General features: G+C 45.4%; 22 protein-coding genes. 4 read left to right on the top strand and 18 right to left on the bottom strand.

What is annotated here, in order from left to right; genetic code table 11:
* Positions 1 to 51 precede the first annotated feature (51 nt).
* Entirely contained in the window at positions 52 to 1,509 is a 1,458-nt protein-coding gene (locus ABIE27_RS08350; RefSeq protein ID WP_123066101.1) for a 4-hydroxyphenylacetate 3-hydroxylase family protein, read from the top strand.
* 62 nt (positions 1,510 to 1,571) lie between these two features.
* On the opposite strand, the gene ABIE27_RS08345 is transcribed toward ABIE27_RS08350, so the two are convergent.
* From ABIE27_RS08345 to ABIE27_RS08335, 3 genes are read right to left on the bottom strand one after another with little or no spacing between them, the layout of a single operon-like run.
* Positions 1,572 to 2,135 carry a nitroreductase family protein gene (locus ABIE27_RS08345; protein WP_123066100.1) on the bottom strand — a complete coding sequence of 188 codons (564 nt, stop codon included), beginning with the start codon at positions 2,133 to 2,135 and terminating at the stop codon, positions 1,572 to 1,574.
* A 50-nt stretch (positions 2,136 to 2,185) separates the two neighbouring features.
* Positions 2,186 to 3,049, bottom strand: coding sequence for a hypothetical protein (locus ABIE27_RS08340; protein WP_429350306.1), 864 nt, complete (start codon positions 3,047 to 3,049; stop codon positions 2,186 to 2,188).
* A complete protein-coding gene (locus ABIE27_RS08335; RefSeq protein WP_123066098.1) occupies positions 2,998 to 3,450 on the bottom strand; it encodes a flavodoxin in 453 nt (150 codons plus the stop codon). Before ABIE27_RS08335 ends, ABIE27_RS08340 begins: the two co-directional genes overlap by 52 nt.
* A 257-nt stretch (positions 3,451 to 3,707) precedes the next feature.
* Between ABIE27_RS08335 and ABIE27_RS08330 the strand changes: the two genes are divergently transcribed.
* From ABIE27_RS08330 to ABIE27_RS08320, 3 genes are all read left to right on the top strand, one after another.
* Entirely contained in the window at positions 3,708 to 4,571 is an 864-nt protein-coding gene (locus ABIE27_RS08330; RefSeq protein ID WP_123066097.1) for a class I SAM-dependent methyltransferase, read from the top strand.
* Positions 4,572 to 4,573: 2 nt separating this feature from the next.
* Positions 4,574 to 5,305 (top strand): RluA family pseudouridine synthase, encoded by a 732-nt coding sequence (locus ABIE27_RS08325; RefSeq protein WP_123066096.1) that lies wholly within the window; start codon positions 4,574 to 4,576, stop codon positions 5,303 to 5,305.
* 164 nt (positions 5,306 to 5,469) lie between these two features.
* Positions 5,470 to 5,826 carry an MGMT family protein gene (locus ABIE27_RS08320; protein ID WP_429350305.1) on the top strand — a complete coding sequence of 119 codons (357 nt, stop codon included), beginning with the start codon at positions 5,470 to 5,472 and terminating at the stop codon, positions 5,824 to 5,826.
* Positions 5,827 to 5,962: 136 nt separating this feature from the next.
* On the opposite strand, the gene ABIE27_RS08315 is transcribed toward ABIE27_RS08320, so the two are convergent.
* The 15 genes from ABIE27_RS08315 to ABIE27_RS08245 all read right to left on the bottom strand — a co-directional run bounded on the left by ABIE27_RS08315 (position 5,963) and on the right by ABIE27_RS08245 (position 24,715).
* Entirely contained in the window at positions 5,963 to 7,480 is a 1,518-nt protein-coding gene (locus ABIE27_RS08315) for a DHA2 family efflux MFS transporter permease subunit (RefSeq protein WP_429350304.1), read from the bottom strand.
* Positions 7,477 to 7,923 carry a MarR family winged helix-turn-helix transcriptional regulator gene (locus tag ABIE27_RS08310; RefSeq protein ID WP_123066093.1) on the bottom strand — a complete coding sequence of 149 codons (447 nt, stop codon included), beginning with the start codon at positions 7,921 to 7,923 and terminating at the stop codon, positions 7,477 to 7,479. Before ABIE27_RS08310 ends, ABIE27_RS08315 begins: the two co-directional genes overlap by 4 nt.
* 370 nt (positions 7,924 to 8,293) lie before the next feature.
* Positions 8,294 to 10,819: an FAD-dependent oxidoreductase gene (locus ABIE27_RS08305; protein WP_429350303.1), complete on the bottom strand. Its 2,526-nt coding sequence runs from the start codon at positions 10,817 to 10,819 to the stop codon at positions 8,294 to 8,296.
* A complete protein-coding gene (locus tag ABIE27_RS08300; protein ID WP_123066091.1) occupies positions 10,812 to 11,129 on the bottom strand; it encodes an ArsR/SmtB family transcription factor in 318 nt (105 codons plus the stop codon). Before ABIE27_RS08300 ends, ABIE27_RS08305 begins: the two co-directional genes overlap by 8 nt.
* A gap of 286 nt (positions 11,130 to 11,415) precedes the next feature.
* Positions 11,416 to 11,862: a MarR family winged helix-turn-helix transcriptional regulator gene (locus ABIE27_RS08295; protein ID WP_123066090.1), complete on the bottom strand. Its 447-nt coding sequence runs from the start codon at positions 11,860 to 11,862 to the stop codon at positions 11,416 to 11,418.
* 226 nt (positions 11,863 to 12,088) lie between these two features.
* Positions 12,089 to 14,551, bottom strand: a complete 2,463-nt coding sequence (gyrA, locus tag ABIE27_RS08290; protein WP_123066089.1) for a DNA gyrase subunit A — start codon at positions 14,549 to 14,551, stop codon at positions 12,089 to 12,091.
* A 12-nt stretch (positions 14,552 to 14,563) separates the two neighbouring features.
* On the bottom strand, positions 14,564 to 16,543 hold the full coding sequence (gene parE / locus ABIE27_RS08285) for a DNA topoisomerase IV subunit B (protein ID WP_123066088.1): 1,980 nt from the start codon (positions 16,541 to 16,543) through the stop codon (positions 14,564 to 14,566).
* Between the two features lie 75 nt (positions 16,544 to 16,618).
* Positions 16,619 to 17,608 (bottom strand): ABC transporter permease, encoded by a 990-nt coding sequence (locus tag ABIE27_RS08280; RefSeq protein WP_429350302.1) that lies wholly within the window; start codon positions 17,606 to 17,608, stop codon positions 16,619 to 16,621.
* Positions 17,601 to 18,566: an ABC transporter ATP-binding protein gene (locus ABIE27_RS08275; RefSeq protein ID WP_123066086.1), complete on the bottom strand. Its 966-nt coding sequence runs from the start codon at positions 18,564 to 18,566 to the stop codon at positions 17,601 to 17,603. Before ABIE27_RS08275 ends, ABIE27_RS08280 begins: the two co-directional genes overlap by 8 nt.
* Positions 18,567 to 19,442: a GDSL-type esterase/lipase family protein gene (locus tag ABIE27_RS08270; protein WP_123066085.1), complete on the bottom strand. Its 876-nt coding sequence runs from the start codon at positions 19,440 to 19,442 to the stop codon at positions 18,567 to 18,569.
* Positions 19,443 to 19,679: 237 nt separating this feature from the next.
* Positions 19,680 to 20,435 (bottom strand): CAP domain-containing protein, encoded by a 756-nt coding sequence (locus ABIE27_RS08265; RefSeq protein ID WP_123066084.1) that lies wholly within the window; start codon positions 20,433 to 20,435, stop codon positions 19,680 to 19,682.
* Between the two features lie 294 nt (positions 20,436 to 20,729).
* Positions 20,730 to 21,188 carry a GNAT family N-acetyltransferase gene (locus ABIE27_RS08260; RefSeq protein ID WP_123066083.1) on the bottom strand — a complete coding sequence of 153 codons (459 nt, stop codon included), beginning with the start codon at positions 21,186 to 21,188 and terminating at the stop codon, positions 20,730 to 20,732.
* Positions 21,178 to 22,365 carry a formate-dependent phosphoribosylglycinamide formyltransferase gene (purT, locus tag ABIE27_RS08255; protein WP_123066082.1) on the bottom strand — a complete coding sequence of 396 codons (1,188 nt, stop codon included), beginning with the start codon at positions 22,363 to 22,365 and terminating at the stop codon, positions 21,178 to 21,180. The genes ABIE27_RS08260 and purT overlap by 11 nt, the downstream gene beginning before the upstream one ends.
* A gap of 229 nt (positions 22,366 to 22,594) precedes the next feature.
* Positions 22,595 to 23,641: an NAD(P)/FAD-dependent oxidoreductase gene (locus tag ABIE27_RS08250; protein WP_429350301.1), complete on the bottom strand. Its 1,047-nt coding sequence runs from the start codon at positions 23,639 to 23,641 to the stop codon at positions 22,595 to 22,597.
* A 72-nt stretch (positions 23,642 to 23,713) separates the two neighbouring features.
* Complete coding sequence (locus ABIE27_RS08245; RefSeq protein WP_429350300.1) at positions 23,714 to 24,715, bottom strand: ABC transporter substrate-binding protein; 1,002 nt, start codon at positions 24,713 to 24,715, stop codon at positions 23,714 to 23,716.
* Positions 24,716 to 24,841 lie beyond the last annotated feature (126 nt).

Here is a 24,841-nt window from a genome sequence, read left to right as displayed (position 1 = left end):
ATAGGATAGAAATAAATGTGCTCATGAACCATGACCAAGAGGTGAAGAACTATGCCCGCTAAAACCGGCATGCAGTATTGTGAACGAATTAACGCTCAGACCGTTCCCTGTTGGTATAAAGGAGAACTGCTTACCGCTAAACGCTCGGAGCACATCGCCTTCTCCGGTTTGATGAAAACTCAAATGAATATGTATGACCTGCAGTATGATCCACAGCTTACAGAACTTATGACGTATCCCTCTCCTACCGATGGAAAGCCTGTAGGCATGTCCTTCCTGCCTCCAACCAGCATCAACGATCTCCGCAAACGCCGTGAAGCAATGACGATATGGGCTCAGGCTCATCACGGTTTTTTGGGACGCTCACCCGATTACATGAACACAGCGATTATGGCGTTTTTTACGGCTGCCGACTTGTTAAACGATCTTTCCCCACAATATGCTGAAAATCTGAGAAATTACTATGCCTATTGCCGCGATCATGACATTACGCTATCCCACGCCTTTATTCAACCACATGCGAGTAAAATTTCAGGACAACTGGACGCTACTGAAGATGCTATTGCTGCCAAGGTTGTCGATCGGACTGATGAAGGACTCATTATCAATGGGGCGTTTATGATGGCCACACAGGCCGCTACTTCGGATGAAATTTTTGTCTATCCATCGCCTTCTCCTGCACCTTTTGATGATGAAAATCCATTTGCTTTTTCGTTTGCTGTTCCTAATGATCTGCCTGGCATTACTCTGATCTGCCGAGATACGTATGCAGCCGAATCCAAGTACAATTACCCTTTAAGCTCCAGATATGAGGAAATGGACAATATCGTCATCTTTGACCACGTGCTTGTGCCACATAACCGCATTTTTTTTGCAGGTCATGAGCAGATGTCTTCGACACTTTTCAGTGGTAGTAACTTCCATATCCATGCAGGGCATCAGGTGTTATGTCGTTATATTGCCAAAACCGAATTTATACTCGGCACGATTCAACTACTAACCGATACGCTGGATCTGTCGAATGAGGCGCATGTTATAGAAAAAACCGCACGTGCTCTCGCAAGTCTTGAATCCTTAAAAGCACTAGTCCTAGCTTCTGAGGCAGGCGCAATACCGGACGGAAGAGGATATGTCCTGCCAGCTCCCAAACCGCTCATGGCCGCCAATCTTCTGTATCCGAAACTATATCCTGAAATGATCGAGATTTTACAGTTGCTCAGTTCCAGCGGAATGATCATGGTTCCTCAGGAAGAGGATTTTCAGTCCGGGCCGGCGGACTCTTTAAACGTCTACCTCAAAGGATCCGACATGGAGTCCAAAGAACGAAACGCACTCTTCCGCCTGATCTGGGAACTTGGTGCAGGTTCATTTGGGGGCAGACAGACTCAGTTTGAACGATTTTTCTTTGGTAACACCATTACCGTTTCGAATCGCTTATATAAAGCAAGTTCTCAGGACCTCTCTCAGCGAGAACGTGTTCGTCAGTTCCTCGGAAACCTTGCACGGTAACATTCACTGAATCAAATTCAGTAAGCGCACCCCGGCAACGAAGCTGTCAAGCTCGTTGCCCTTCACACCAAATGGTCATATACCGTCATGAGTTCAGACGCAGGTCTGCCTGTTGCCACACTGGGTAATCCACATTGCTCACCGTAACCAATGTGAAATACGCCAAGCACTCTTTCGCTCGATGTAAGTCCCATCAAGTTCATAAATACAGGATGCTGCTGATAATCATTCATCTTCCAGACGGCGTGTACTCCCTGTTCAGCAGCTAGAATGCAGAATCGTTTGCTCCACGCCTTTGCAGGCAAGACATGATCCTCTGGGGAATTGCCGGGGGCAACCACCACCAAATGAGCTGGGATCGCTTCCGTATATTGATACGCAGCCCAGCTCCCGTGAGAATCTGCAAGATGAGGCGGATAACTCTGCCTTACAGCTTCCATATAGAGCTGTCGCCCTTCACCGGAAAATAGCATAAAACGCCAGGGTGCCGGACTCATAACATATAAAGATGGATCAGCTTCATCCAGCAGCTTTCTTATGACAGCTTGAGGTACAGGCATGGAGCTGAACTCACATGTTCCTGCTCTTCTTTTTCCATTCCCGGTATCTTGCCTGAATAACGTCATCACCTGTATTCCCTCCTCTGAGATAGGCGCTATCAACTAAGCTTCAAATATTACATCAACCATGTTTTTTGAGGCTTCGTCCCTTGCGCTCTCCATCGATCCACTTCTTCATGCACACGGATCTTATCCCTTGCGGTAAAGTGCTCTGATTCTTGCTCCTTGGCTCTGGGAATGCTGTCCCGAACAAGACGGATATAATCCATTGAACGCTGTAATGATTGGCGACCTGGTATATACCTGATCTTCCGCCCTTCCAGCAGGCAGTAAATCTCAATCATGCCTGGCAACTTGCCAAATGCTTCCCAGCAAAACACACTGACCATATGCTGAAAGGCTTCAACAACGTTCGCATCATGGACCACCATATATTTCTGAACAAGCAGTGCATCCCAGCCTTCTGGCTGCCAAGCCGCCTGAAAGATGACGGACAAAGACATCTGTAAAGAAGGTATTTCTGTTTTCCATTGTTCAAATAAGATTACAGGCCGCTTCAAGTCATCATTCGCTGCAATGGCCAGCGACAGTTCATCGATCATTTTGTGCTTTACATCCCAATAATGGAGAACGGAATCAAAACCGTCTGTTTTTCTAGGCCACCATTTTTCGAGTACATATTGAATCGGAATTTCTTTGCGTACGTCAGGGTCTACACTATAAAAATGATTAATGGCATGGCTCACCGCATATTGTACACGATGTCTCCATTGTAGCGTTGGACGTTGCTCGGCCGAAGGTTCAGGGCGGATAAACCGGTCCGGGCTGCGCAGCATCTCTTCTAGCTTATAGTCCTCAAGCAAACGTTCGGGGAGCTCATTGCTACCTTGGACCCTTGCTGTATAGCCATCACGCTGTAGCATTTCGATCAGGATACCTCCGCACCAGCAGTAACAAAACGTCTGCCGAAATCCCGGCATGTTTCTTTTTCCTGCTCCAGCGGACTGTATTCAATCTTTAACTTCTCTGGTGATACTTCCGCCCCGCGTTCCTTCAGCTTCTCCGCTGTAAGATCAACTGCCCCGCAAAATTGTTCATAGGACGTGTCTCCGCTTCCGAAAACAGCGGCTCTCTTTCCATTCAGATCAAGCTCATCCAGTTCTTCATAGAAGTCCAGGAATTCATCCGGCAGTTCACCATCTCCCCATGTGTAAACACCAATCATAAAACCATCATAATTCAGAACTTCTGCAGCATTAAAGTCGGTTACAGATTTCAAGTCAGTCTCATGACCACTTGCTGTAATGCCTTCCACAATGAGTTCCGCAATCTCTTCCGTGTTGCCTGTCATACTGGCATATGCCACTAACCATTTAGCCATCTATTGTCCCTCGCTTTGGTTTCGTTATATGGATTAAATTTGCTTAAAATACGTTCTGAATAGATTGCATAGTGCAATATCAAAATCATAAGTGATAATGATTATCATTGTCAAATTAAATTTATTCAGATTTTGATTTTATGATGTGTCGAAATTCATCCGTACATTGCCCCAATCCCCTGAGGCTAACTGGCGTACAGCCCCTTTTTTGTTGTACAATAGTATCCAAATGAATTTTGAAGGATGGATAAACCACTATGTACGTAGCTAAGAACTGGAAAGACTATGAAGTTATCGATACGGGAGGCGGCGAGAAGCTGGAGCGCTGGGGAGATGTCATCTTGCGCAGACCTGATCCACAGATCATCTGGCCGCTTGAACAAGAAACCCATGAATGGCGCCAAGCTCACGGTCACTATCACCGCAGCTCTTCTGGCGGTGGAAGCTGGGATATGAAAAAACCCATTCCTGAGCGCTGGACGATCGGATATGAAAACCTGAAATTCCATATTAAACCGACAAGCTTCAAACACACCGGATTGTTCCCTGAACAAGCTGCCAACTGGAGCTGGATGATGGATAAAATTTCGAATGCAGGACGCCCCATCTCTGTCCTGAACCTATTCGCCTACACCGGCGGAGCAACCGTAGCAGCGGCATACGCTGGCGCTTCTGTTGTACACTGCGATGCAGCCAAAGGCATGGTTCAATGGGCGAAAGAAAATGTTCAATTGTCCGGACTTGCTGACCGGCCAGTTCGATTCATCACAGATGATGTATTCAAATTTGTACAACGCGAGCAGCGCCGCGGTAACAAATACGATGCGATTATTATGGACCCGCCTTCTTACGGACGTGGCCCGAACGGTGAAACATGGAAACTGGAGGAAAACCTCTATCCTTTCCTGAAATCCTGTATGACAATTCTTTCGGACAATCCGTTGTTTATGCTGGTGAACTCTTATACCACAGGTATCTCTTCAACGGTATTACGAAACATGCTGACGATGACGATGTCTGCCAAGTATGGTGGAGAGATTACTGCCGGAGAAATCGGGCTGCCGATTACACGTAGCGGTCTGGATCTGCCTTGCGGTATTTTGGGCCGCTGGGAGTCCTGATGATGTCCCATGATGCGCAAAAAAGCGGAGATATCGAGATTCTGTATGAAGATAATCATCTGTTAGGGATCACGAAGCCGGTGAATGTCCCTACGCAGGAAGATGCATCTGGTGATCCGGATCTGCTCACTTTACTCAAACAAGATCTGAAAGAACGTTATAATAAACCTGGCAACGTATATCTGGGACTGGTGCATCGTCTGGATCGCCCGGTTGGTGGTGCCATGATCTTTGCCAAAACCTCCAAAGCGGCTTCCCGATTGTCCGAGACCGTACGTGGACGTCACTTCCGTAAAATCTATGCAGCTGTTGTTCATGGCAAGTTGCCAGCGCGTCAAGGCACGTTGAAGCACACGCTACTGAAAGACAGCAAAACGAACACCGTAACCGCTGTACCCCAAGGTACACCTGGCGGTAAAGATGCCATTCTAGATTACAAGGTCATTGGAGAAACCGATCGTTACAGCCTTGTGCATATTGAGCTTCATACAGGTCGATCCCATCAGATACGTGTGCAGATGAAAGAAGCCGGCTGTCCACTATTCGGAGATCAGAAGTATGGTGCCAGAATAAACAAACCGGGGCAACAGATCGCATTATGGTCTGTCATTGCAGCTCTTCCCCACCCTGTTACCAAAGAGGAAGTTGTGTTGCAGTCCTTGCCTGCACGAGAATTTCCATGGGCTGAGTGGCCTTTGGATATATACGAAAAAGCTTTCACATTGAAGATATAAACTGCATATAAGCAGATTGGATGAACTAGAAGCAGCAGCTCTCTGCACCTGTAACGTGTCGTTCGGATGCTACATCCGGGCGGCACTTTTTTAATCGAAAAATCATATAACAACTTTTCTATCTGCGTTCAATATTTAATCTTTAAAGACAGGAGCCGATATTCATGACCCCGTTCACAAAACAGGTTGTCGCTATTATTGCGGGGATCCCTGAGGGAAAGGTAATGACGTATGGACAGATTGCAGCCTGCGCTGGAAGCCCAAGGGCGGCGAGACAGGTCGTTCGTATTCTGCACTCCATGAGCCGGAAGGAACGCTTACCCTGGCATCGGGTCGTCAATGCCAAAGGACAAATTGCCATAACCGATGAAGAATCACGCATGATGCAGGAAACCGAGCTTGTCAGTGAAGGTGTGGAATTCCAGCTCGGTGGGAGCATAGACCTCCAACGTTTCGGCCATGAACCTGATCCAGACTTGCTGCTGCATGATTTGACTTCAATTAAAGATGAAAATGAGTGACAACATATTCTTTCGTTTGCTTAGTGATATGTCGTTTGCAAAACAAAAGAAGAGAACTCTCGTTGCCGTAGAAGATGTGTCCTACTGGCAGTCGAGAGTTCTCTTTCTCTTCTTTTTGTTACAATTTCAAGCTAATTTAAGCTGTTGCTACTTTTTTGGCTTTTTCTTTCTCCGCGTTTGCTGGCTCCGTAGCCGGCTTCGTTTTCTGGATGAAGAACGCCATAATCAGGGCTGCAATCGTCATATAGGTTGCCACAGTAAAGGCATAGTTAACACCATAGATCGTTGCATCTGCTGTAGCAGCCAGCATCGCTGTTTTGTTGTTCGGGTCAACTGTACCCGTAGCCATCGTTTCTGCCAGATGCGACTTGAGCTTGCTGCTCATGATCGTTACAAGAATCGCTGTACCAATCGCACCTGCCACAGTACGCAGTGTATTAGACATTGCTGTACCATGTGCATTAAGGCGTTGAGGGAGCTGATTCAGACCAGCCGTCTGAATCGGCATCATCAGCATCGACATACCGAACATACGAGCAGTGTAGATAAACATCATGTATCCATACGTAGTATCAACAGCCAAACGGCTAAGCCCCCATGTGGTAATGGCTGTAATGGCCAGACCTGCAACGGACAGCCAGCGTGCACCGACTTTATCAAAAATACGACCTGTGATCGGGGACATGATTCCCATTAAAATGGCACCTGGCATCATAAGCAAGCCGGATTCAATCGGTGAGAAGCCACGAATATTTTGCAAAAAGATAGGGAGCAAGATCATACCTGCAAACATCGCCATCGTAACAAGCATATTAATAATGGTTGTTAAGGTATACATATTGTACTTGAAAATACGGAACTCCAAAAGCGGATGATCCGTCGTCAACTGACGAATAACAAACAGAATCAGGGAAATAGCGCCAACAACCAGGCAACTGATGACAACGGCACTTCCCCATCCGTCTGTACCGGCATCACTGAATCCATACAGCAAGCTACCAAAACCAAGTGTAGATAAAATAACGCCGATGGAATCCAGTTTCGGCTTGGACTGACGTGTTACGTTTTTAACAAAAGCAATACCAATTGCTGTTGCGATCACGGAGAATGGCAAAATGATGTAGAACAACAATCTCCAGGAATAGTGCTCAACGATATAACCGGACAATGTAGGTCCAATCGCTGGTGCCAGGATCATCGCAATCCCCATCGTTCCCATTGCTTGGCCACGCTTCTCAATCGGGAAGATGGTCAGAAATACAACGGTCATCAGCGGCATCAGAATACCGGCGCCTGCGGCTTGAATGACACGACCGACCATAAGAATAGAAAAGTTCGGACTGATTCCACAAACCAGCGTACCAATGGTAAACAAGGTCATGGCGGTTATAAAAATTTGCCGTGTCGAAAACTTGGCAATCAAATAAGCCGTTACCGGGATTAATACCCCGTTGACAAGCATATAACCCGTAGTAAGCCACTGGGCTTTGTTCGGCCCGATACCGAGGTCTTCCATAATTTTAGGAAGAGCCACGTTCATCAGGGTCTGGTTCAAAAATGCCACAAAGGCACCAATTAACAAGGCCGCTACAATGGGGCCTTTCTTGATGTTGTCCATCGCAGAAGATGGAGCTGTAGCAGTGGTTGCGCTCATAAGTTGTTCATCTCTCTTCCTTGTAACTTTTCAATCATCAGACTATGAATGCGAAGCAGGTGCTCTAAGTCTTCCTTCGAAATTTCCAGTATAGGTGATACCCGCTCCATCCAGAGCTGTTGTGTCTCCTGCTGAGCCTTTTCCCCTTTGGCTGTAATCTGTAGCACCACAGAGCGACGATCTGCATCAGATCGTGTCCGCACGATGTACTCGCCCTTCACGAGACGTTCTACAACAGCGCTCATCGAACTACTCCCCATATGGCACAGATCAGCAATCTCGTTAATGCCAAGAGCAGGTCGCTCCTTAAGGATGGATAACACCATAAACTGGATCGAGGTCAACTCGATATCCTTGTTTTCATTCCAGAATGCCCGGAAAAGCATCTGATTCACTTGTCGAAATGAATTGATAATGTAAAATACTTCGTACGTATCCGTCATTGTTTCACCCTTTTACTTATGGAATATAATATTTCGTACACGAAATATCAGGGGAACAATTACTTATTATAACAAAAATATTTACATAGTCAACTCTTTACATATGATTTTAAGAAAATAATATTGAGACATATTATATTTGATATATACATTATATAAGCAAGCCCAGCAGCAGCTAATCAGTTTGCTTGTAGCTTTTCCCTGAACGATAAGATTATGCAACCCTGCACTTCTTCTTCGACGTTGTTTCATCATCATGTAAATGTAGAAAACCTCCATTCCACTTGAAATGAAATAGAGGTTTAATTAGGTTAATACATTTGAAAAGTTTGAAAATAAGATCGGTTTACGCTTTTAATCAATACACTTCTTAGATAAACAAATTATGGTTCGCCTGGTCTGCCTGTCCGAGATAGTATCCCACGCCGCCGATGACGGCCTGATCAATCAATTCCTCACGTTGTATGCCCATCAGATCCATCGACATCTGGCAAGCTACGATCTCAACCCCTTGAGCGATTGCCGATTGCATGAGTTGTTCCAGCGAAGCGACATTATTTTTTTTCATTAACCCTCGAATCATCTTCGGCCCTGCACCAAACATATTCATCTTGGAAAGTCCCAGCTTCAGACTGTTGCTCGGCAACATCAGATTAAACATACGGGCCATGCCTGTTTTTACGGGTGCCTGTTGCATCTCTTGTTTTCGAATAATGTTTAAACCCCAGAAGGTGAAAAACATCGTAACTTTCCGCCCGCTGGCTGCAGCTCCATTGGCAATAATGAAGGAGGCGATAGCCTTATCGAGATCACCACTGAATACAACCATGGTACTTGCTTTTTCAAATTGCTGTGAACCGCTTGTGACAGGTGAAGTATTCTTGGCTAAAACCGCTTCAATCACGCCGCCCTTGTCTCGCTCCAGCTTCAGCACGTCAGATCCTGACATCGTTGCCCAAGCTTTTACATCCTCATAAAATCCCGGATCGGAAGCCTTCACCCGCAGGGTCTGTCCGTCTGCCAACTGATCCATTTTTTGTTTAACCTCGATTAGCGGGCCAGGGCAGCTCAAACCACATACGTTCAGTTCATTATCAATGTGGAGCTCCCTAGATGTATCTTCTCCTGCTCCTTTGTTTGCATCTCCATTACCATTCATCAGAATTCTCCCCTGCTCTTCTTGTGTTTCTTTATTGTCATTCCTATTGTTGTCATCGTGGCTACTTCTACTTAATACAGCTGCTGGTTTGAATTGAGCCTGACGGTAGGTTTTGTAGCCTCCGCTTAAATTTTTCACCTGATAGCCATGCTGACGTAGAATTTGTGTAGCGGTATAACCACGAAGTCCAACCTGACAATAAACCCAGATTTCTTTGGTTACATCAAGCTCTCCAAGCCGCTGACGAAGCTCATCCACCGGAATGGATAGAGAGCCAGCGATGTTCCCGTTACGGTGTTCCAGATCACTTCGAACATCCACTAAAATGGACTGGGCAGGGTCTCGTTCTGCAAGTTGATCGTACGTGTAAGAATGCACTCGTTCGTCCAGGATGTTTTCGGCAGCATATCCGACCATATTAACCGGGTCTTTTGCAGACGAGTATGGCGGCGCATAACTGAGTTCCAGTTCCGTAAGATCTCTTACATTTCCTCCGAAGTGAATCGCCACTGCAATATCGTCAATTCGTTTGTCCACACCTTCGTAACCAACAGCTTGCGCACCTAGAATCTTACCATCCGGAGCAAAGAGTAATTTCAATGCAACTGCACTGGAACCGGGATAATAGGAAGCATGAGATGCGGGGTGTACGATAACACTTCGATAGTCTTTCTGCATTCGTTTGAGCGTTTTTTCATTACTGCCAGTAGATGCCCCGGTCAAACCAAACACTTTAATAATTGATGTACCCTGAGTTCCTTTATAGGTGGTTGGAAGACCCGCAATCTGATCCGCTACGATACGTCCCTGTTTGTTCGCAGGACCAGCAAGCGGAATAGCTGTCTGTGTGCCATGAATGTAATCCTTCACCTCGATGGCATCGCCCACGGCATAGATATGCGGAATACTGCTCTCCATTTTGTCATTGACTAGAATGTGTCCGCGCGAACCGAGAGACACCCCGCTGTCCTGCAAAAATGAAGTATCTGGTACAACTCCAATGGCCAGAATGACCAGATCAGCAGCTAGTACAGTGCCGTCCGACAATTCCACACCGATACCTTGATCCATTGAACGGAAGCCCTGAACCCGCTGTGAAAATAAAAGCTTTACTCCGTTCTGCTCCATCTCTTGAGCTAGCGTAGCTGCCAATTCCGGATCAAACGGGGTTAACAGCTGATCATTCCCCTCAATCAAAGTTACATCCAGCCCAGCTTCCTTCAAATTTTCAGCCATCTCTACACCAATAAAACCACCACCAATAACAATCGAACTTTGGTTGTTATGCGAATTAACCTGTTCTTTGATTCGATCAATATCCGGAATGTTCCGCACGGTATATATCAATGGATTCTCTTTGCCGGGCAGATCAGGCACAAGCGGCCGAGCACCAGGAGACAAAATTAATTCATCATAGTTTTCCTCGTATAAACCACGCTCGGCACTACGTACCTGCACGCTTCTTTTACTAGGATCAACAGCGATAACCTCACTTTGTGTACGGACATCGATATTAAAACGATCCTCCATACCCTTCGGTGTCTGTACGAGCAGCCGCGCCCGTTCTTCAATCGTACCTCCGATGTAATAAGGCAATCCACAGTTGGCAAATGAGATATATGGGCCTTTTTCAAACATAACAATCTCAGCATGTTCGTCCAGACGGCGGAGGCGTGCAGCAGCAGATGCCCCCCCTGCGACACCTCCTACAATTAACACCTTTTTACGTTTATTCATCTTCGCAACCATCCTTTTCAAATAAAATCATGACTAACTGCTCCACGCGAGAATCAGCCAGTACGTAATTGACTTCAAGGCCATTTCGCTCCGTAGCAACGATACCCGCACTGCGAAGCTTTTGCAGATGCTGTGACACCGTCGACTGCGGGAGATCCAGGCATTCCTGCATATATGAAACATTACATTTCTTTTTGCGCATCAGTCCACGGACGATACATAAACGCACGGGATGCGACAACGCTTTAAGAAACTCTGCTGGCTCGTCAAACTGTTTTAATTGATTCCGATCAAACGCAGGTAACTCCAAAATGACTCCTCCTTAATCGCTATATCGTAATATTACGATATTATAATTTAGTTGTCAATGTGTTTTCTCTATAAACCATAACCCGATAGAAAAATGAGTTTCAGTCCAAGTGGCCATACAAAAGAAAAGTGTCTAATAACAATACAAAATAGAAAAAACAAAATAGCATACTCCTAGGCTTAAGAACCAGAAGTATGCTTATTTATGCTTATTAAATATTCGTTTTGTTTTTTAACATCATCAGATTTATTCACTACATTCAATTCACGGTTAAAGTTTGCTTCGTTTATCCTGAACTCGTTAAAGCCGGCTCTTGCACGTTCGTTTTGGGTGCGGTCATTTTCCCAAGCAGATATACAAGCAATTGTTGATTGTGCATGGAGATGTTGCTCAGTACGGAATTCATAAATTCATTGCGGATCGTGACACCGCGCTTGGTTTCCATTCTGCCCTTATCGGATAATGAAACCCATACAATCCGCCTGTCCTGATCATCACGAACTCTGCATATGAGGCCATTTTTCTCCATACGATCCAATAACATCGTTACGGCAGCAGGTGTTGTCGCAAGAAATGGAATCAGATCAGATGGTTTCATCTTTTCATGATCTTCGAGTACCTCCAGCACGGCAAGCTGTGCCTCTGTTAACGAAGGGGCTAATTCCTGATCCATATGCAATTTATAATCTTTGGTTAATCTGGACCAGCATTTAGCGAAATCGGTATTATACATCGAACATCACTCCTCCTGGCAACGAATAATCATTTCATTTGCTTAAGTTTTCGCGCTTCAAAGCCGCATTCCTGCTACATTTTTTCAATTTCCCAGCGATCGACTGTAATCGACGAAGGTTGTTAAACTTCGCTTGAGTACGCACTTCTCATCCGCCCAAGAACAACAAAAAAAGACTCTTCACCCGACAGAATCAGCACTGCCAGTAAAGAGTCTTTTATTTTTTTTAGGAGGTTGTTCCCGGTTGATTCTCATTAAAGTCCTGAATCAGCTCGGTGATTTCGTCCTGTTTCTCCACAGAAACAAGTAATTTACCGATATGTTTACGTTCTGTAAGTGGAACGCTCTCGGATGAGATCGTGCGGGCTTGTCCCTCTTTGGTCATCACCGTCAACTGACGTTGCTCTTTACAGTAGAATGCACCTGCAATACGGCTACCATTTGGCTTAACACGTTTACCTTCCTTGAATTCAAAGGTAACCACGCCTTTACCACCACGGCTCTGCGGGGCATAGTCCAGAAGCAAGGATCGTTTACCATAACCGAGGTCACTCAATACAGCTACCTCTCCCTCATCTCCCTCTACCCAAAGTACAGAGACCACTTCATCCGTATCTTTCAATTGAATACCGCGAACACCACCAGAGACACGTCCCATCGGATTCACTTCATCCTCACGGAAACGAATCGCCATCGCTTCTTTCGTAATCAGCATGATATCTTTACCGCCTGTGCTTAAATGCACGGAAAGGACTTCATCATCTTTACCGACTTTACATGCTGCGACAGCACCAGATCGTTTTGTAATGTATTCCTTAAGTTCCGTACGTTTAACCTGTCCCTTACGAGTTACAAATACCAAGCTGTGATCTGGTTCCTCGAACGATTTGATCGCCAGCACACTGGTGATCCGATCATCCTTCGCCAGAGGAATCACATTGACAATGGCGGTACCCGGATCTTTCCACTTAAACTCCGGCACCTGATGCACAGGCAGGAGGAAATATTGTCCTTTTTGTGTGAAGACAAGCAAATTCTCCAATGTGTTTACTTCAAGCACCTGGGAAATATAATCCCCTTCTTTCACACCGCTGGCACTTCGCTCACCGCCAGAACGTGTGAAGGACTGCATGCTCGAACGTTTGACATATCCCTCTTTGGACAATGTCACAAATACATCTTCTGCGTTGACCAATACTTCGAGATTAACCTTGAGTTCCTCTACTTCACCCTGAATGGCGGAGCGGCGCTCAATTCCGTACTTCTCTTTGATATCCAGCAGTTCTTTACGAATGACCCCGATCAGCTTGCGATCACTATCGAGAATCGAGCGCAGCTGTGAAATTTTCTTCATGAGATCATCCAGCTCTTTTTGTAGCGAATTAATCTCCAGATTCGTCAAACGATACAATTGCAAGGTGAGAATAGAATCCGCTTGACGTTCCGTAAACCCAAACATCCAGATCAGATTGTTTTGAGCATCCTGTCGATTCTTCGAAGCTTTAATCGCTGCAATCACTTCATCTAGAATGTTAAGGGCTTTCACCAGCCCCTCCAGGACATGAGCACGGTCTTCCGCTTTCTCCAGCTCATACTTGGTCCGGAAAGTTACTACTTCGCGTTGGTGAGCAATATAAGCTTCCAGAATCGCTTTTAGACCAAGCTGTTGCGGCGCTTTGTTTACGATCGCAACCATATTGAAGTTGTATGTGACTTGCAGGTCGGTTTTCTTCAGCAAATAAGCCAAAATCCCTTGTGCATCCGCATCTTTTTTCAGCTCAACAACAATCCGCAATCCTTCGCGTCCACTTTCATCCCGAACTTCTGCGATACCCTCAACCTTTTTCTCCAGACGGATGTTTTCCATCGCCGTAACAAGACGGGATTTGACCACCTGATAAGGAATCTCCGTAATAACGATCTGCTGCTTGCCGCCACGCATATTTTCGATTTCGGTTTTGGAACGTATGTAAATTCGTCCTTTACCTGTACGATATGCATCTAGGATACCGTCGCCGCCCATAATTAAGCCGCCTGTTGGAAAATCAGGTCCCTTGATGAACATCATGATTTCGTCCAGTTCAATGGATGGTTTCTCCATTACAGCAATACAAGCATCAATCGTTTCGCGCAAATTGTGCGGTGGAATCTCGGTTGCAAATCCGGAAGAAATTCCGCTTACCCCATTGACGAGCAGATTGGGATAACGGGAAGGCAACACCACCGGTTCCTTGGCTGTATTATCAAAGTTATCTTTGAACAGTACAGTGCGTTTCTCAATATCACGAAGCATCTCCATCGCAATGGATGATAAACGAGCCTCTGTATAACGCATAGCTGCAGCGGGATCATCATCTTGTGAGCCCCAGTTGCCATGCCCGTCTACAAGCATATGGCCCATTTTCCATGGCTGCGCCATCCGCACCATACCTTCATAGATCGAGGAGTCACCATGAGGGTGATAATTACCCATAACGTCTCCTACCGTTTTTGCAGATTTACGATATGGCTTCTCCGGTGTATTGCCCGAGTCGTACATGGCGTAAAGAATACGCCGCTGTACTGGCTTCAATCCATCCCGTACATCGGGAATGGCTCGATCCTGAATAATATATTTGGAGTAGCGACCAAAACGGTCACCCACGACCTCTTCGAGAAAGGCCGGCATAAATTGTTCTGATAGACTCATTCCAAGCACCTTCTATTCTTCGTACTCTGTAAAGTCGACATTCTCTACAATCCAGCGTTTGCGCGGATCTACTTTGTCACCCATCAGTGTAGATACACGACGCTCTGCTTTGGCTGCATCCACAATCTCTACTTTTAGCATAGCGCGTGTCTCCGGGTTCATCGTTGTTTCCCACAGTTGATCCGGGTTCATCTCACCAAGTCCTTTATAACGCTGTAACTCGACATTATTTCCGAACTCTTTCATATAATTCGCAAGTTCTTCATCCGTCCAGGCATATCTTACCGTTGCCATCTTGCCGGATTTACGAGTGAGTTTATATAAAGGCGGCTGCGCAATATATACTTTCCCTGCATCAATTAATGGTTTCATGTAACGGTAAAAGAACGTAAGTAACAGCACCTGAATATGTGCTCCATCCGTATCTGCATCCGTCATGATGATGATTTTGGAATAATTGCTGTCCTCTACGGCAAACTCCGTTCCGATTCCTGCGCCTATTGCTGCTGTAATTGCACGATACTCTTCATTTTTCAGAATATCCGCCAGCTTGGATTTTTCCGGATTCAACGGTTTTCCCTTTAACGGCAGAATCGCCTGTATTTTAGAATCCCGTCCTTGCTTGGCTGAACCGCCTGCAGAATCACCTTCCACGATAAACAATTCATTGCGTGTAAAATCCTTTGATTGCGCTGGCGTGAGCTTGCCATTCAAATTAGAACTTTCACTACGCTTTTTCCCTGTACGCATCTCGTCACGGGCTTTCCGCGCAGCTTCTCTCGCCTTGGACGCTTGCACAGCTTTGCGAATCAAGGTCTGTGCAACCTGCGGGTTCTCTTCCAGAAAACGTTGAATATTTTCGGAAACTACCGAATCAACTGCACTTCGAGCAGTAGCACTTCCGAGCTGATCTTTGGTCTGACCGACAAATTCAACTTCGGACATTTTGACGCTAATTACGGCCATCATGCCTTCACGGAGATCATTGCCTTCCAGATTTTTATCTTTTTCCTTGATCATGCTGGTACGCCGAGCATAGTCGTTCATTACACGGGTGTAGGCTGCTCTGAATCCGGTCTCATGCGTTCCCCCACCACGGGTCGGGATTGAATTGACAAAGGAAGCAAGTGTTTCTGTATATCCTGCGTTATACTGGATTGCCACTTCTACCTCGATATCGTCCTTATCCGCATAGAAGTGAATAACGTCATGCAGCACATCTTTATTTTCGTTCAAGAACTCCACAAACTGGCTCGCGCCGCCCTCGTACATGAATTCATCCTGGTTGCCTGAACGTTCGTCCTTCAGCACAATTTTCAGACCCGAGTTCAGGAAAGCAATCTCTTGAAGGCGTTCTGCCAGCGTATCATAATTCAACTGAATTCCATTCTGAAAAACGCGAATATCCGGTTTAAACGTAACTTTGGTGCCTGTGCGATTGGTATTACCCAATACTTCAAGACCGGTTACGGGTTCCCCTACATGTTCGATGCCTTTTTTGTCCTGCCAATATTCGAAACGTTGACGATGAATCTTGCCATCCCGGAAAATTTCGACTTCAAGCCACTCTGACAATGCGTTGGTGACCGAAGCCCCTACACCGTGCAGACCACCCGACTTTTTATACCCTGATCCACCGAACTTACCGCCTGCGTGCAAAATCGTAAACACGACCTGGGGAGTGGGAATCCCTGTTTTATGTATGCCAGTCGGAATTCCCCTTCCGTTATCCTGAACCGTAATAGAACCGTCCTTATGCAGCGTGATATCGATTTTGGAGCAGAATTTGGCTAGGTGCTCATCGACAGCGTTGTCTACGATCTCCCATACCAAATGATGTAGACCTGAAGTACTGGTGCTGCCGATGTACATCCCCGGCCTTTTCCGAACCGCTACCAGTCCTTCAAGTACTTGAATGTCGTCAGCGTCGTAGCCCGAGGCGCCCTGTCCTCCGCCTGTCGAACCTGCCGACATATCGATTTGCTCGACCATTCATGCTCCCCCTTCTTAACTTGAAACTACAAAATGCCTGAAATGCAAACAGATGTTTTCTTATCCTTGTCCATTTTAATTCAAGATATCCCGTTTCGTAAAGACAAGGAATGATACAATGAGTGATGCAATCCCCCAAACACTAAGCACAATAAGGGAAAATCCGAGATTCATGCCTTCAATTGGTGGCAATCCGCCGGACAAATAATCAGGCAGTTCCAGGTTGACCATAAACAAATACTTCGCCGTTTCCCACGAGGCCGCCATGTTGGTTAGAATCGTTCCCGCAATCAGCGCAGCCATCATAATTACGATACTTGCCGCTGTACTGCGAACAAGAACCGATACCATAAAGGCCAGCATTGCCACGACGATACTCACAAACCAGATCAAACCTGCTTGCATCAACATGTACTGCCACTGGCTAACCGCATGAACAGCAGACATATCCACTTCAGTGCCGACAACTTTAAATCCAGTGAATACAGGCATACCGAAACCTTTGTAGCCAAAAACGGCTCCAGATATAACATAACAGATCACATAAGCAGAAACGACGATGATCGAGACAAACATGATCAATGTGATCAGTTTGCTAAGAAGCACTTTCCACCGTCTAACGGGGCGAGTCAGCAACATTTTGATCGTGCCTGTCGTCCTCTCTCCTGACACCAGATCTGAAGCAATCGCCATAATCAAGAGCGGGATAAACAATCCGACGGCATTGTTCATAAACTCCCTTGTAAACGTCACACCGCCTGGTTCTTTGGGATTAATGTTATTTTCCAGATAGTATTGCATCTGCTGGATATAGACGGTTCTGTACTTTTTGTATTCCTCGGGAACCCGATCACTGCCTAGCGAGTTCTGATTATCCGTTATCGCCTGTTGTAATTCAAGTCTCCAGTCCCCACCGAACTTGTCTTGATTATTCTGAGCCGATTTCATCTGTGCATACGTGAACATCGGTACAAGGATAGCCAGAACGATAAAAATAATATAAAGGCGTTTCTTCTTGACCATTTTAATGGTCTCATTACGAATAAGCGGCATGATATTATTCAATGGATTCACCTTCTGTCATTTTTAAGAATAGTTGTTCAAGTGTAGGCTGAATCCGTTGCACGCCCTCAACCTGAATGCCTGCCTCAACCATCTGCTGTACCAGCTCCGGTATCCGCTCTTCATGCATCTCAGCAACAACAGCATTCACACCAAGCCCTGCAACAATGGTGTCATCCATGACATCACCGGGGCGGCTAACCAGCGTAATCCCCTTATCGAGTAACATCTGACGGCCTGCATCAAAAGGCGTAAGATGCCATATCGCCACCTTGGAATGGTCTTCGATCAGTTCATTCACACCACCAACTGCGAGCACACGCCCGGCACTGATTATGGCTACCCGATCACAGAGCAGCTGAATTTCACTTAACAAGTGACTGCTGACAAACACTGCCATTCCCTCACTGGCAAGCTGCTTGATAAATTCACGCAACTCCTTAATCCCTTTGGGGTCAAGTCCATTCGTTGGTTCATCCAGAATCAGCAACCGTGGTCTTCCAAGTAAAGCCTGGGCAATCCCGAGCCGCTGCCGCATACCAAGTGAATACGTCCTAACCTTATCATGAATACGTTGATCCAAACGCACAATATTGACCACTTCCTGAATACGGTCATGATCAACGCCTGGCTGCATCCGGGCAAAGTGCTCCAAGTTCTCCCATCCGGTCAAATATGTATATACCTCAGGATTTTCCACAATGGAACCAACATATTTGAGCGCTCGTTCGGGATCACGATTCACATCGTAACCACAGACCGAAATTTTTCCTTCTGTAGGTTTAATCAGATCAACCAGCATACGAATCGTTGTTGTTTTCCCTGCACCATTCGGTCCCAAAAAACCGAAAATTTCACCAGGTTTGACATCAAAAGTGACATCTTTAATAATCCATTTTCGTCCAATCTTTTTCTTCAAGTGTTGTACGGACAAGACGGAATCATACTGCTTCTCTGCCATTTATTTCGCGCTCCCTTCTGCCGGCTTATTCCCATGATATTCCTGCGCTATGCGAACGGCCATCTGCTGATAACCTTGTCCATTCGGATGGAAGTGGTCAGATGAAAGATACTCGTCCAAATGATTCTCAAACAGATCAAAGGTTGGCACAAGTGTCATGTTATCTTCATTGTTCAAAATAGACATCGCCGCATCATTCCAGGCCGCAACAACAGCGTTGCCCGGCTTCTCCAGTTCCTTCACATTACCAAACGGATTATATAATCCGATGTAGGCAATCTGGGCATTCGGATTGATTTCTTTTACTTTTTTCAAAATTTCCTGTAGTCGTTTGGATGTTTCTGGCAAGGCTGCAGCCAGTTTCTCAGCTGTTGGCGGGTCTTCACCTTGAAGAACCTGTCCACCTTGAAACAGGTCATTCGCACCGATGGAGAGCAAAATAAAGTTGGACTGCTGTAAAACATATTGAACCCCTTGTTCATCCAGCTTTTTTAATAGGGCATCTGTTCGGAGACCGTTTACTCCCAGATTGTTAAGTACCTGTACATCTTTACCCTCATCTTTGAGCAGATTAGCCGCCCGTCTAACAAATCCAAGTCCCTCATCATCCCCCGTGCCTCTTGCAAGGGAATCGCCAATAACAGCCATTCGGATTTTTCCGTCTTCTACAACCGCTTTATTACCGCTATTTTGAGCATCTTGAGCTGGAGTGGCAGCCTTCTGTCCCTCATTTAACGTTGAATCCCCTTGCGGAAAAATAACATCTTTTATGGCGTAAGCAAATCCGAATATCAGCAGCAGTGTTGCTACAATGGATATCGTGCTTACACTTCTCCAGATCCAAGGTGCTGAATCAAGATTTTTGTTCTTTTTCATCCATCACATCTCCAGTCAGATACAAATAATTTATAATGGCTTTCACATCAAGATATTGCTTATTCTAAATAACATAAGTCTTCTGTCGTTAATTTGCAAATTTTGCCGCTATATTCAGAAATCAGCGATTTTCACAACTCAAAAAATGGAAAAAAGCCACAGCACACACAGCTTTTCGGCCATGTGCACATATGACTTTTTTTGAATAAAATATTATATATTATTCATTTCTAACTCTTATTTACCGATAAACTCTTGAGCCCAATATCCGTTATAGTAGCCTACACCGATATGCGTAAAGTTTTTGCTCAGGATGTTTGCACGGTGACCCGCGCTGTTCATCCAGGCTGTTACAACTTCCTGAGGTGTTTTTTGACCTTTGGCGATATTTTCACCAGCGTAACTGTAAGTTACCCCGAATTGTTTCATCATATCAAACGGAGAACCGTACGTTGGGGACTGATGATCAAAATAATTGTTGTTGCTCATATCTTTAACTTTAGCTACAGCGACCTTGTCCAAAAGTGCGTCGGATGCCAGTGCACCCAGACCTGCCTTAGCACGTTCTGCGTTCACCAGTTTTACTACTTGTGTAGCAAAATCGGATTGTGTGCTTTGAGTGCCGCCATTATTACCTGTGCTTGAAGGATCTTTAGCAGGTGTGGTCGTAGCCGGTTTCTCTTCTTGTACTGGCTTAGCAGGGGTGCTTGGTTGCTCAGGTTTCGTTGCTGGTTGTTCAGGCTTGGTTACAGGCTGTGTTATTGGTTGCTCAGCCGTTTGACCGTCAGAGACTTTGTAACCGTTTTGCTTCAGCCATTGCTCAATATAAGCTTTCAAGCTATCCGCATTAACCACTTTATACGCTGTAACCGTCGTTGCTTTATATGTTGAATCTGCAGCAGACGCGGAGGCGGGAAGCATAATCCCTACGGCGAGTGCAGCTGTCAGACTGCCTGTCACAACTTTTTTCATCCAGTTCTTCTTCAAATTCATTCATCTCCTTAGAATTAGTTATTACAAATTTGTAATGTTTACTCTAGCAGTATATCAATTCATCAGGAGATTGTGAACCCGTAAATACTGGAAATATGACTTTTTTGTCATCATTGATTGTTTCAAAGCAACCTTGGACAGTTTATATATGTAGGCTGTATCCGGGCCTTATAAGTCGCACATACCGGTGCTCCTTGTCGGTCTTTTCAATAATAATAATAATAATAATGATGTGCACACCATATAAAAAAGGCACTCAGTCAAGCTCAAACTTGCTGAATGCCGTTTCATCTATTATAAAAGAACTTTACTGAAACGATAGCCTTTTTTCTGGAAGCCAATGTGCTCATAGAAGGAATACGCGGTTGAAGTAACTTCACGATTCGCCCCAGTGACAAACAATTGCTTACCACCTTGCTTTTTGCCCCAGTCTTCAGCACGAGCCATTAGACGGCGGGCGATTCCGCTACCGCGATGCTCCTGACCTACGATTAAGGAAGTAATCTGGGCAGCAGGTTCCGGATAGGCATGACTTTGAACACATTGCAATCCAATCACACCAATAATCTGTTCATCCACTTCGGCAACGAGCATGCACGCGTTCGGATTGCTTTCCAAACCTTCAATGCGTTCTTTCATTACATTGGTTGTGGTCGGATAGCTGACCTCTCGCATCAATCCTGTCACCGCTTCAGCATCTCGCAGTTCACACTCTCGGATCATCAGTACAGGGGCCTCCACATTATTGGACATGATTTACCTCCACTTTCAGCATATTTGCGGCTTGAACCGCTGTTTTACGAGCTTCTTCCACATCTGTTCCAGCACTAAGGGCTACAGCCATTCGGCGTCCTTGTTTCGTTTCAGGTTTGCCAAACACACGAACCTGAGTACGAGGTAATGCAAGTGCATCTTCAATTCCACCTATGGTGAAATCAGATGTTTCGACTTCGGCCTTCAGCGTGGCTGAGGCTCCTGGTGTCAGCAAATGTACTTCTGTGACGGGAAATCCAAGAATAGCACGCACATGAAGCGCGAACTCTGAATTATCCTGTGTAACCATCGTAACCATACCTGTATCATGTGGACGTGGTGATATTTCACTGAACACCACTCCATCAGCCGTGAGAAAGAGTTCAACGCCAAAAAGGCCGTACCCGCCGAGCTCATCCGTAACCGTCTTTGCGATGTGACATGCTTGCTTCCATTGCTCCGATGTCATCGCATGAGGTTGCCATGATTCGACATAATCCCCATCTTTCTGAATGTGACCAATCGGCGGACAAAATACAGTGCCTGATGCCGATCTGACGGTGAGTAACGTAATTTCACTCTCAAACTTCACAAAGCTTTCCACGATAACGCGAACAGATTTGCCTCTCGCTCCCGAAAGAGCAATGTCCCAACAGTTTGCTGCGTCTTCTGGTACATGGCATACACTCTGGCCTTTACCAGATGAACTCATTAATGGTTTGATAACACAAGGTGTACCTAGTTCTCGAACAGCCTCTTGCAACTGTTCTAAACTATCCGCAAAGAGATAAGCGGCTGTAGGGAGATTCAATTGTTCGGCCGCCAGACGACGAATGCCTTCGCGATCCATAGTCAAACGAGCGGCGCGAGCCGTTGGCACGACACAAAAGCCTTCTTCCTCAAGTTCCAGCAATGCCTCAGTAGCAATGGCTTCAATCTCAGGTACGATGTAATGCGGTTGTTCCTTACGGATCAATTGTTTCAATGCCTCGCCATCTAACATGTCGATGCAGTAAGATCGATGTGCGACTTGCATGGCCGGTGCGTTCTCATAACGATCAACAGCGATCGTTTCCACACCGAGACGTGCAGCCTCAATCACGACCTCTTTACCCAATTCTCCGCTGCCTAGCAGCAGCATTTTTTTGGCTTGAGCCGAAAAAGGAGCACCCCACATGTTCTTTCCAATCCTCCCAAAGAGAAATCTTCTATATCTGTCTCTCTATTTTCGGGGTTTTGGTTAAAGATTGCAAGAGTACTCCCTATTTTTCTTGTGAATTTTACAAGATTTTTTGTGTTTTTTCGATCAAATTTTACAAATTACATTCTCGGATTCGATACTCTTTCCATTCCTCCCATTTTTAAGGATATAAAAATTAAAGAAGCTTACAACCTAAGTTTCCCTGTTATTTCATTTTTCCATTTAACGAGTCACTTTTCTCCAAATCACGATTTTTCTCCTTAAACAGTTCATTATGGGACGAAACGTAGGCCATTCCAGCTGCCGTTGGTTCAATGTATGTTTTGGCACTGTTGACCGCAACAATCGCATCATTAAAAGCGCCCGCAATCAAACGCACTTTGCCTTCCCGTATCGCGCAGTCTCCTGCTGTAAAAATACCAGGTATATTGGTTTCACCCAGTTGGTTCATGGCAATCATACCTTCCTCCATAACCAAACCGCAGCGAGCAAGATTGCTTGCTTGACTCGAATAACCATGGCTTATGATGATCTCATCTACTTCCAAGTCTATGTCTTCCCCTGTTTCCAAATTGGATATGGCAACTTGGTTTATACGTTCCCCATTGCCATACAAGCGATCAATCTTAAAGGGTGTGAATACTTTCACCCTGCTTTTCATCTGTTTCACATTGTGCTCCATTGCACGGAAAGCATCCTGTCTATGAACTACGCTTACCCTGTCAGCCAAGTCCGCAAGTTCAAGAGCCCAATCCACGGCGCTATTGCCACCGCCAGAGATCAATACCTTTTTACCTGCAAAATAATTCAGATTCTGTACCGTATAATGCAGATTACTCCGTTCATAGTGATGTGCACTGTCCAGTTCTAGCTTCTGCACCTCGGCAATGCCCCGGCCAATGGCAACAATAACACTCCTCGTATAATGCACTTCACCCGTAAGCGTGTGTAGTCCAATTACTCCATCGTCCTGCCGGGTTAATGCATCAACACTCTGGCCGAGCACCAGATTCGGTTCGAAAGTACCCGCTTGCTGAACAAGCCAGTCGATCAGCTTGGCACATTTCATTGGTGGCAGTCCGCCAACATCCCATATCGTTTTATCAGAATACGTGTGTAAAAAACCGCCTAACTGATCCTTTCCTTCAATCAGCTTCACTTTCATTTCGCGCATGCCCGCATAAAAAGCCGCATACATTCCTGCTGGCCCGCCGCCGATAATCGTTACATCAAAAATATCCTGATTATGCATGATTAAACACTTCCTAATCTAATGTTCACCGCTCATATTAATCATACGGTCTCGAAAGTCATTTCCAGATGTTTATTTGTTCTTCTCTTCAAAAGCAGCAACAAGATCATCGATTGCATAATTATCTGACATCGGTGCCATTCCAAGATTGAACCACTCTTTGCCGCCTACGAGATATACATGATTGTTTTTAACGGCCTTCAGGTTTTTCCAGATGGATGTACTCATCATGTCATTATATTTCTTCTGGATTTCCGGATTTTCCTCATCATCAAGCTGGATAATCAGATGATCTGCATCGTATTCTGGCAAGACTTCCATCGAAATGGACAGTCCGGTTTCATCTTTTGGAAAATTACTTACAGGTTTTAAACCCAACCGCTTGTGGACAAAAGCACCCCGAGAAAGATTTGGACCATTCAAAATAATCTCTTTCTCCATCACTCGTACATATAAAACCGTTTCATCACCGATGAGGCTGTGCAGCTTGTCTGCTCCTTCTTTTTCATGTTGCTTGAGCTCTTCCAAAACCTGTTTGGCTTCTGTTTCCTTGCCAAAAACCGCAGCGATATCCTGTAGTTCTTCAGGCCATTCTTCACGCTCTGGCAGAAGCACTGTCGGTGCAATACTTGAAAGCTGATCATAATCCTTTTTCGACCACCATGCAGGTGCTATGATCAGGTCCGGATTCGCCTCCAGGATCGCTTCAAAATTGGGCGTTTTCGCAATCCCCATCTTCATCGTATTTTTAAAAGGCTCCTGCAAATATTTAGGGAAGTCCTCATGATAATTTTGAACAGCTACCGGGACAATACCGAGTGAATATAACAGCTCTGGGTATACAACAGATAATCCGACCACACGTTTAGGGGACTTGGGAATCGTGATTTCGCCCATCTCGGTCTGAACGACTTTGACTTCACCATTATCATTTTTTGTATTCGATGCGGCGCTGGATGAGCTTTTTTCGCTCTCACCAGAAGCAGAAGTGTCTGGCCCAGCAGCCTGCCCACATGCACCCAGTAATAACACCATTAACATGACACCTGTAATCACCCACAATTTTGACTTCACTTCTTATGTACCTCCTATATATGAAAAGATATGATAAGCACCAATCAATAATAATTATCATTATCAATTAGATATAGGAGTAGTATATAAAATAACGGCATTCTAGGATATTGACGATCCAGACTT

The sequence above is a fragment of the Paenibacillus sp. 4624 genome, from assembly GCF_050435065.1.
In the GTDB taxonomy this organism is placed as follows: domain Bacteria; phylum Bacillota; class Bacilli; order Paenibacillales; family Paenibacillaceae; genus Paenibacillus; species Paenibacillus amylolyticus_D.
Note: the sequence above shows the minus strand (reverse complement) of the source record. Positions and strands in the feature narration are given on the sequence as shown.

Bases quoted from the DNA above. Each gene is read 5' to 3' on its own strand.
- ABIE27_RS08350 (WP_123066101.1), top strand. From the start codon at position 52: ATGCCCGCTAAAACCGGCATGCAGTATTGTGAACGAATTAACGCTCAG.
- ABIE27_RS08345 (WP_123066100.1), bottom strand. From the start codon at position 2,135: ATGACGTTATTCAGGCAAGATACCGGGAATGGAAAAAGAAGAGCAGGA.
- ABIE27_RS08340 (WP_429350306.1), bottom strand. From the start codon at position 3,049: ATGCCGGGATTTCGGCAGACGTTTTGTTACTGCTGGTGCGGAGGTATC.
- ABIE27_RS08335 (WP_123066098.1), bottom strand. From the start codon at position 3,450: ATGGCTAAATGGTTAGTGGCATATGCCAGTATGACAGGCAACACGGAA.
- ABIE27_RS08330 (WP_123066097.1), top strand. From the start codon at position 3,708: ATGTACGTAGCTAAGAACTGGAAAGACTATGAAGTTATCGATACGGGA.
- ABIE27_RS08325 (WP_123066096.1), top strand. From the start codon at position 4,574: ATGTCCCATGATGCGCAAAAAAGCGGAGATATCGAGATTCTGTATGAA.
- ABIE27_RS08320 (WP_429350305.1), top strand. From the start codon at position 5,470: ATGACCCCGTTCACAAAACAGGTTGTCGCTATTATTGCGGGGATCCCT.
- ABIE27_RS08315 (WP_429350304.1), bottom strand. From the start codon at position 7,480: ATGAGCGCAACCACTGCTACAGCTCCATCTTCTGCGATGGACAACATC.
- ABIE27_RS08310 (WP_123066093.1), bottom strand. From the start codon at position 7,923: ATGACGGATACGTACGAAGTATTTTACATTATCAATTCATTTCGACAA.
- ABIE27_RS08305 (WP_429350303.1), bottom strand. From the start codon at position 10,819: ATGAATAAACGTAAAAAGGTGTTAATTGTAGGAGGTGTCGCAGGGGGG.
- ABIE27_RS08295 (WP_123066090.1), bottom strand. From the start codon at position 11,862: ATGTATAATACCGATTTCGCTAAATGCTGGTCCAGATTAACCAAAGAT.
- gyrA (WP_123066089.1), bottom strand. From the start codon at position 14,551: ATGAGTCTATCAGAACAATTTATGCCGGCCTTTCTCGAAGAGGTCGTG.
- parE (WP_123066088.1), bottom strand. From the start codon at position 16,543: ATGGTCGAGCAAATCGATATGTCGGCAGGTTCGACAGGCGGAGGACAG.
- ABIE27_RS08275 (WP_123066086.1), bottom strand. From the start codon at position 18,566: ATGGCAGAGAAGCAGTATGATTCCGTCTTGTCCGTACAACACTTGAAG.
- ABIE27_RS08270 (WP_123066085.1), bottom strand. From the start codon at position 19,442: ATGAAAAAGAACAAAAATCTTGATTCAGCACCTTGGATCTGGAGAAGT.
- ABIE27_RS08265 (WP_123066084.1), bottom strand. From the start codon at position 20,435: ATGAATTTGAAGAAGAACTGGATGAAAAAAGTTGTGACAGGCAGTCTG.
- ABIE27_RS08260 (WP_123066083.1), bottom strand. From the start codon at position 21,188: ATGTCCAATAATGTGGAGGCCCCTGTACTGATGATCCGAGAGTGTGAA.
- purT (WP_123066082.1), bottom strand. From the start codon at position 22,365: ATGTGGGGTGCTCCTTTTTCGGCTCAAGCCAAAAAAATGCTGCTGCTA.
- ABIE27_RS08250 (WP_429350301.1), bottom strand. From the start codon at position 23,641: ATGCATAATCAGGATATTTTTGATGTAACGATTATCGGCGGCGGGCCA.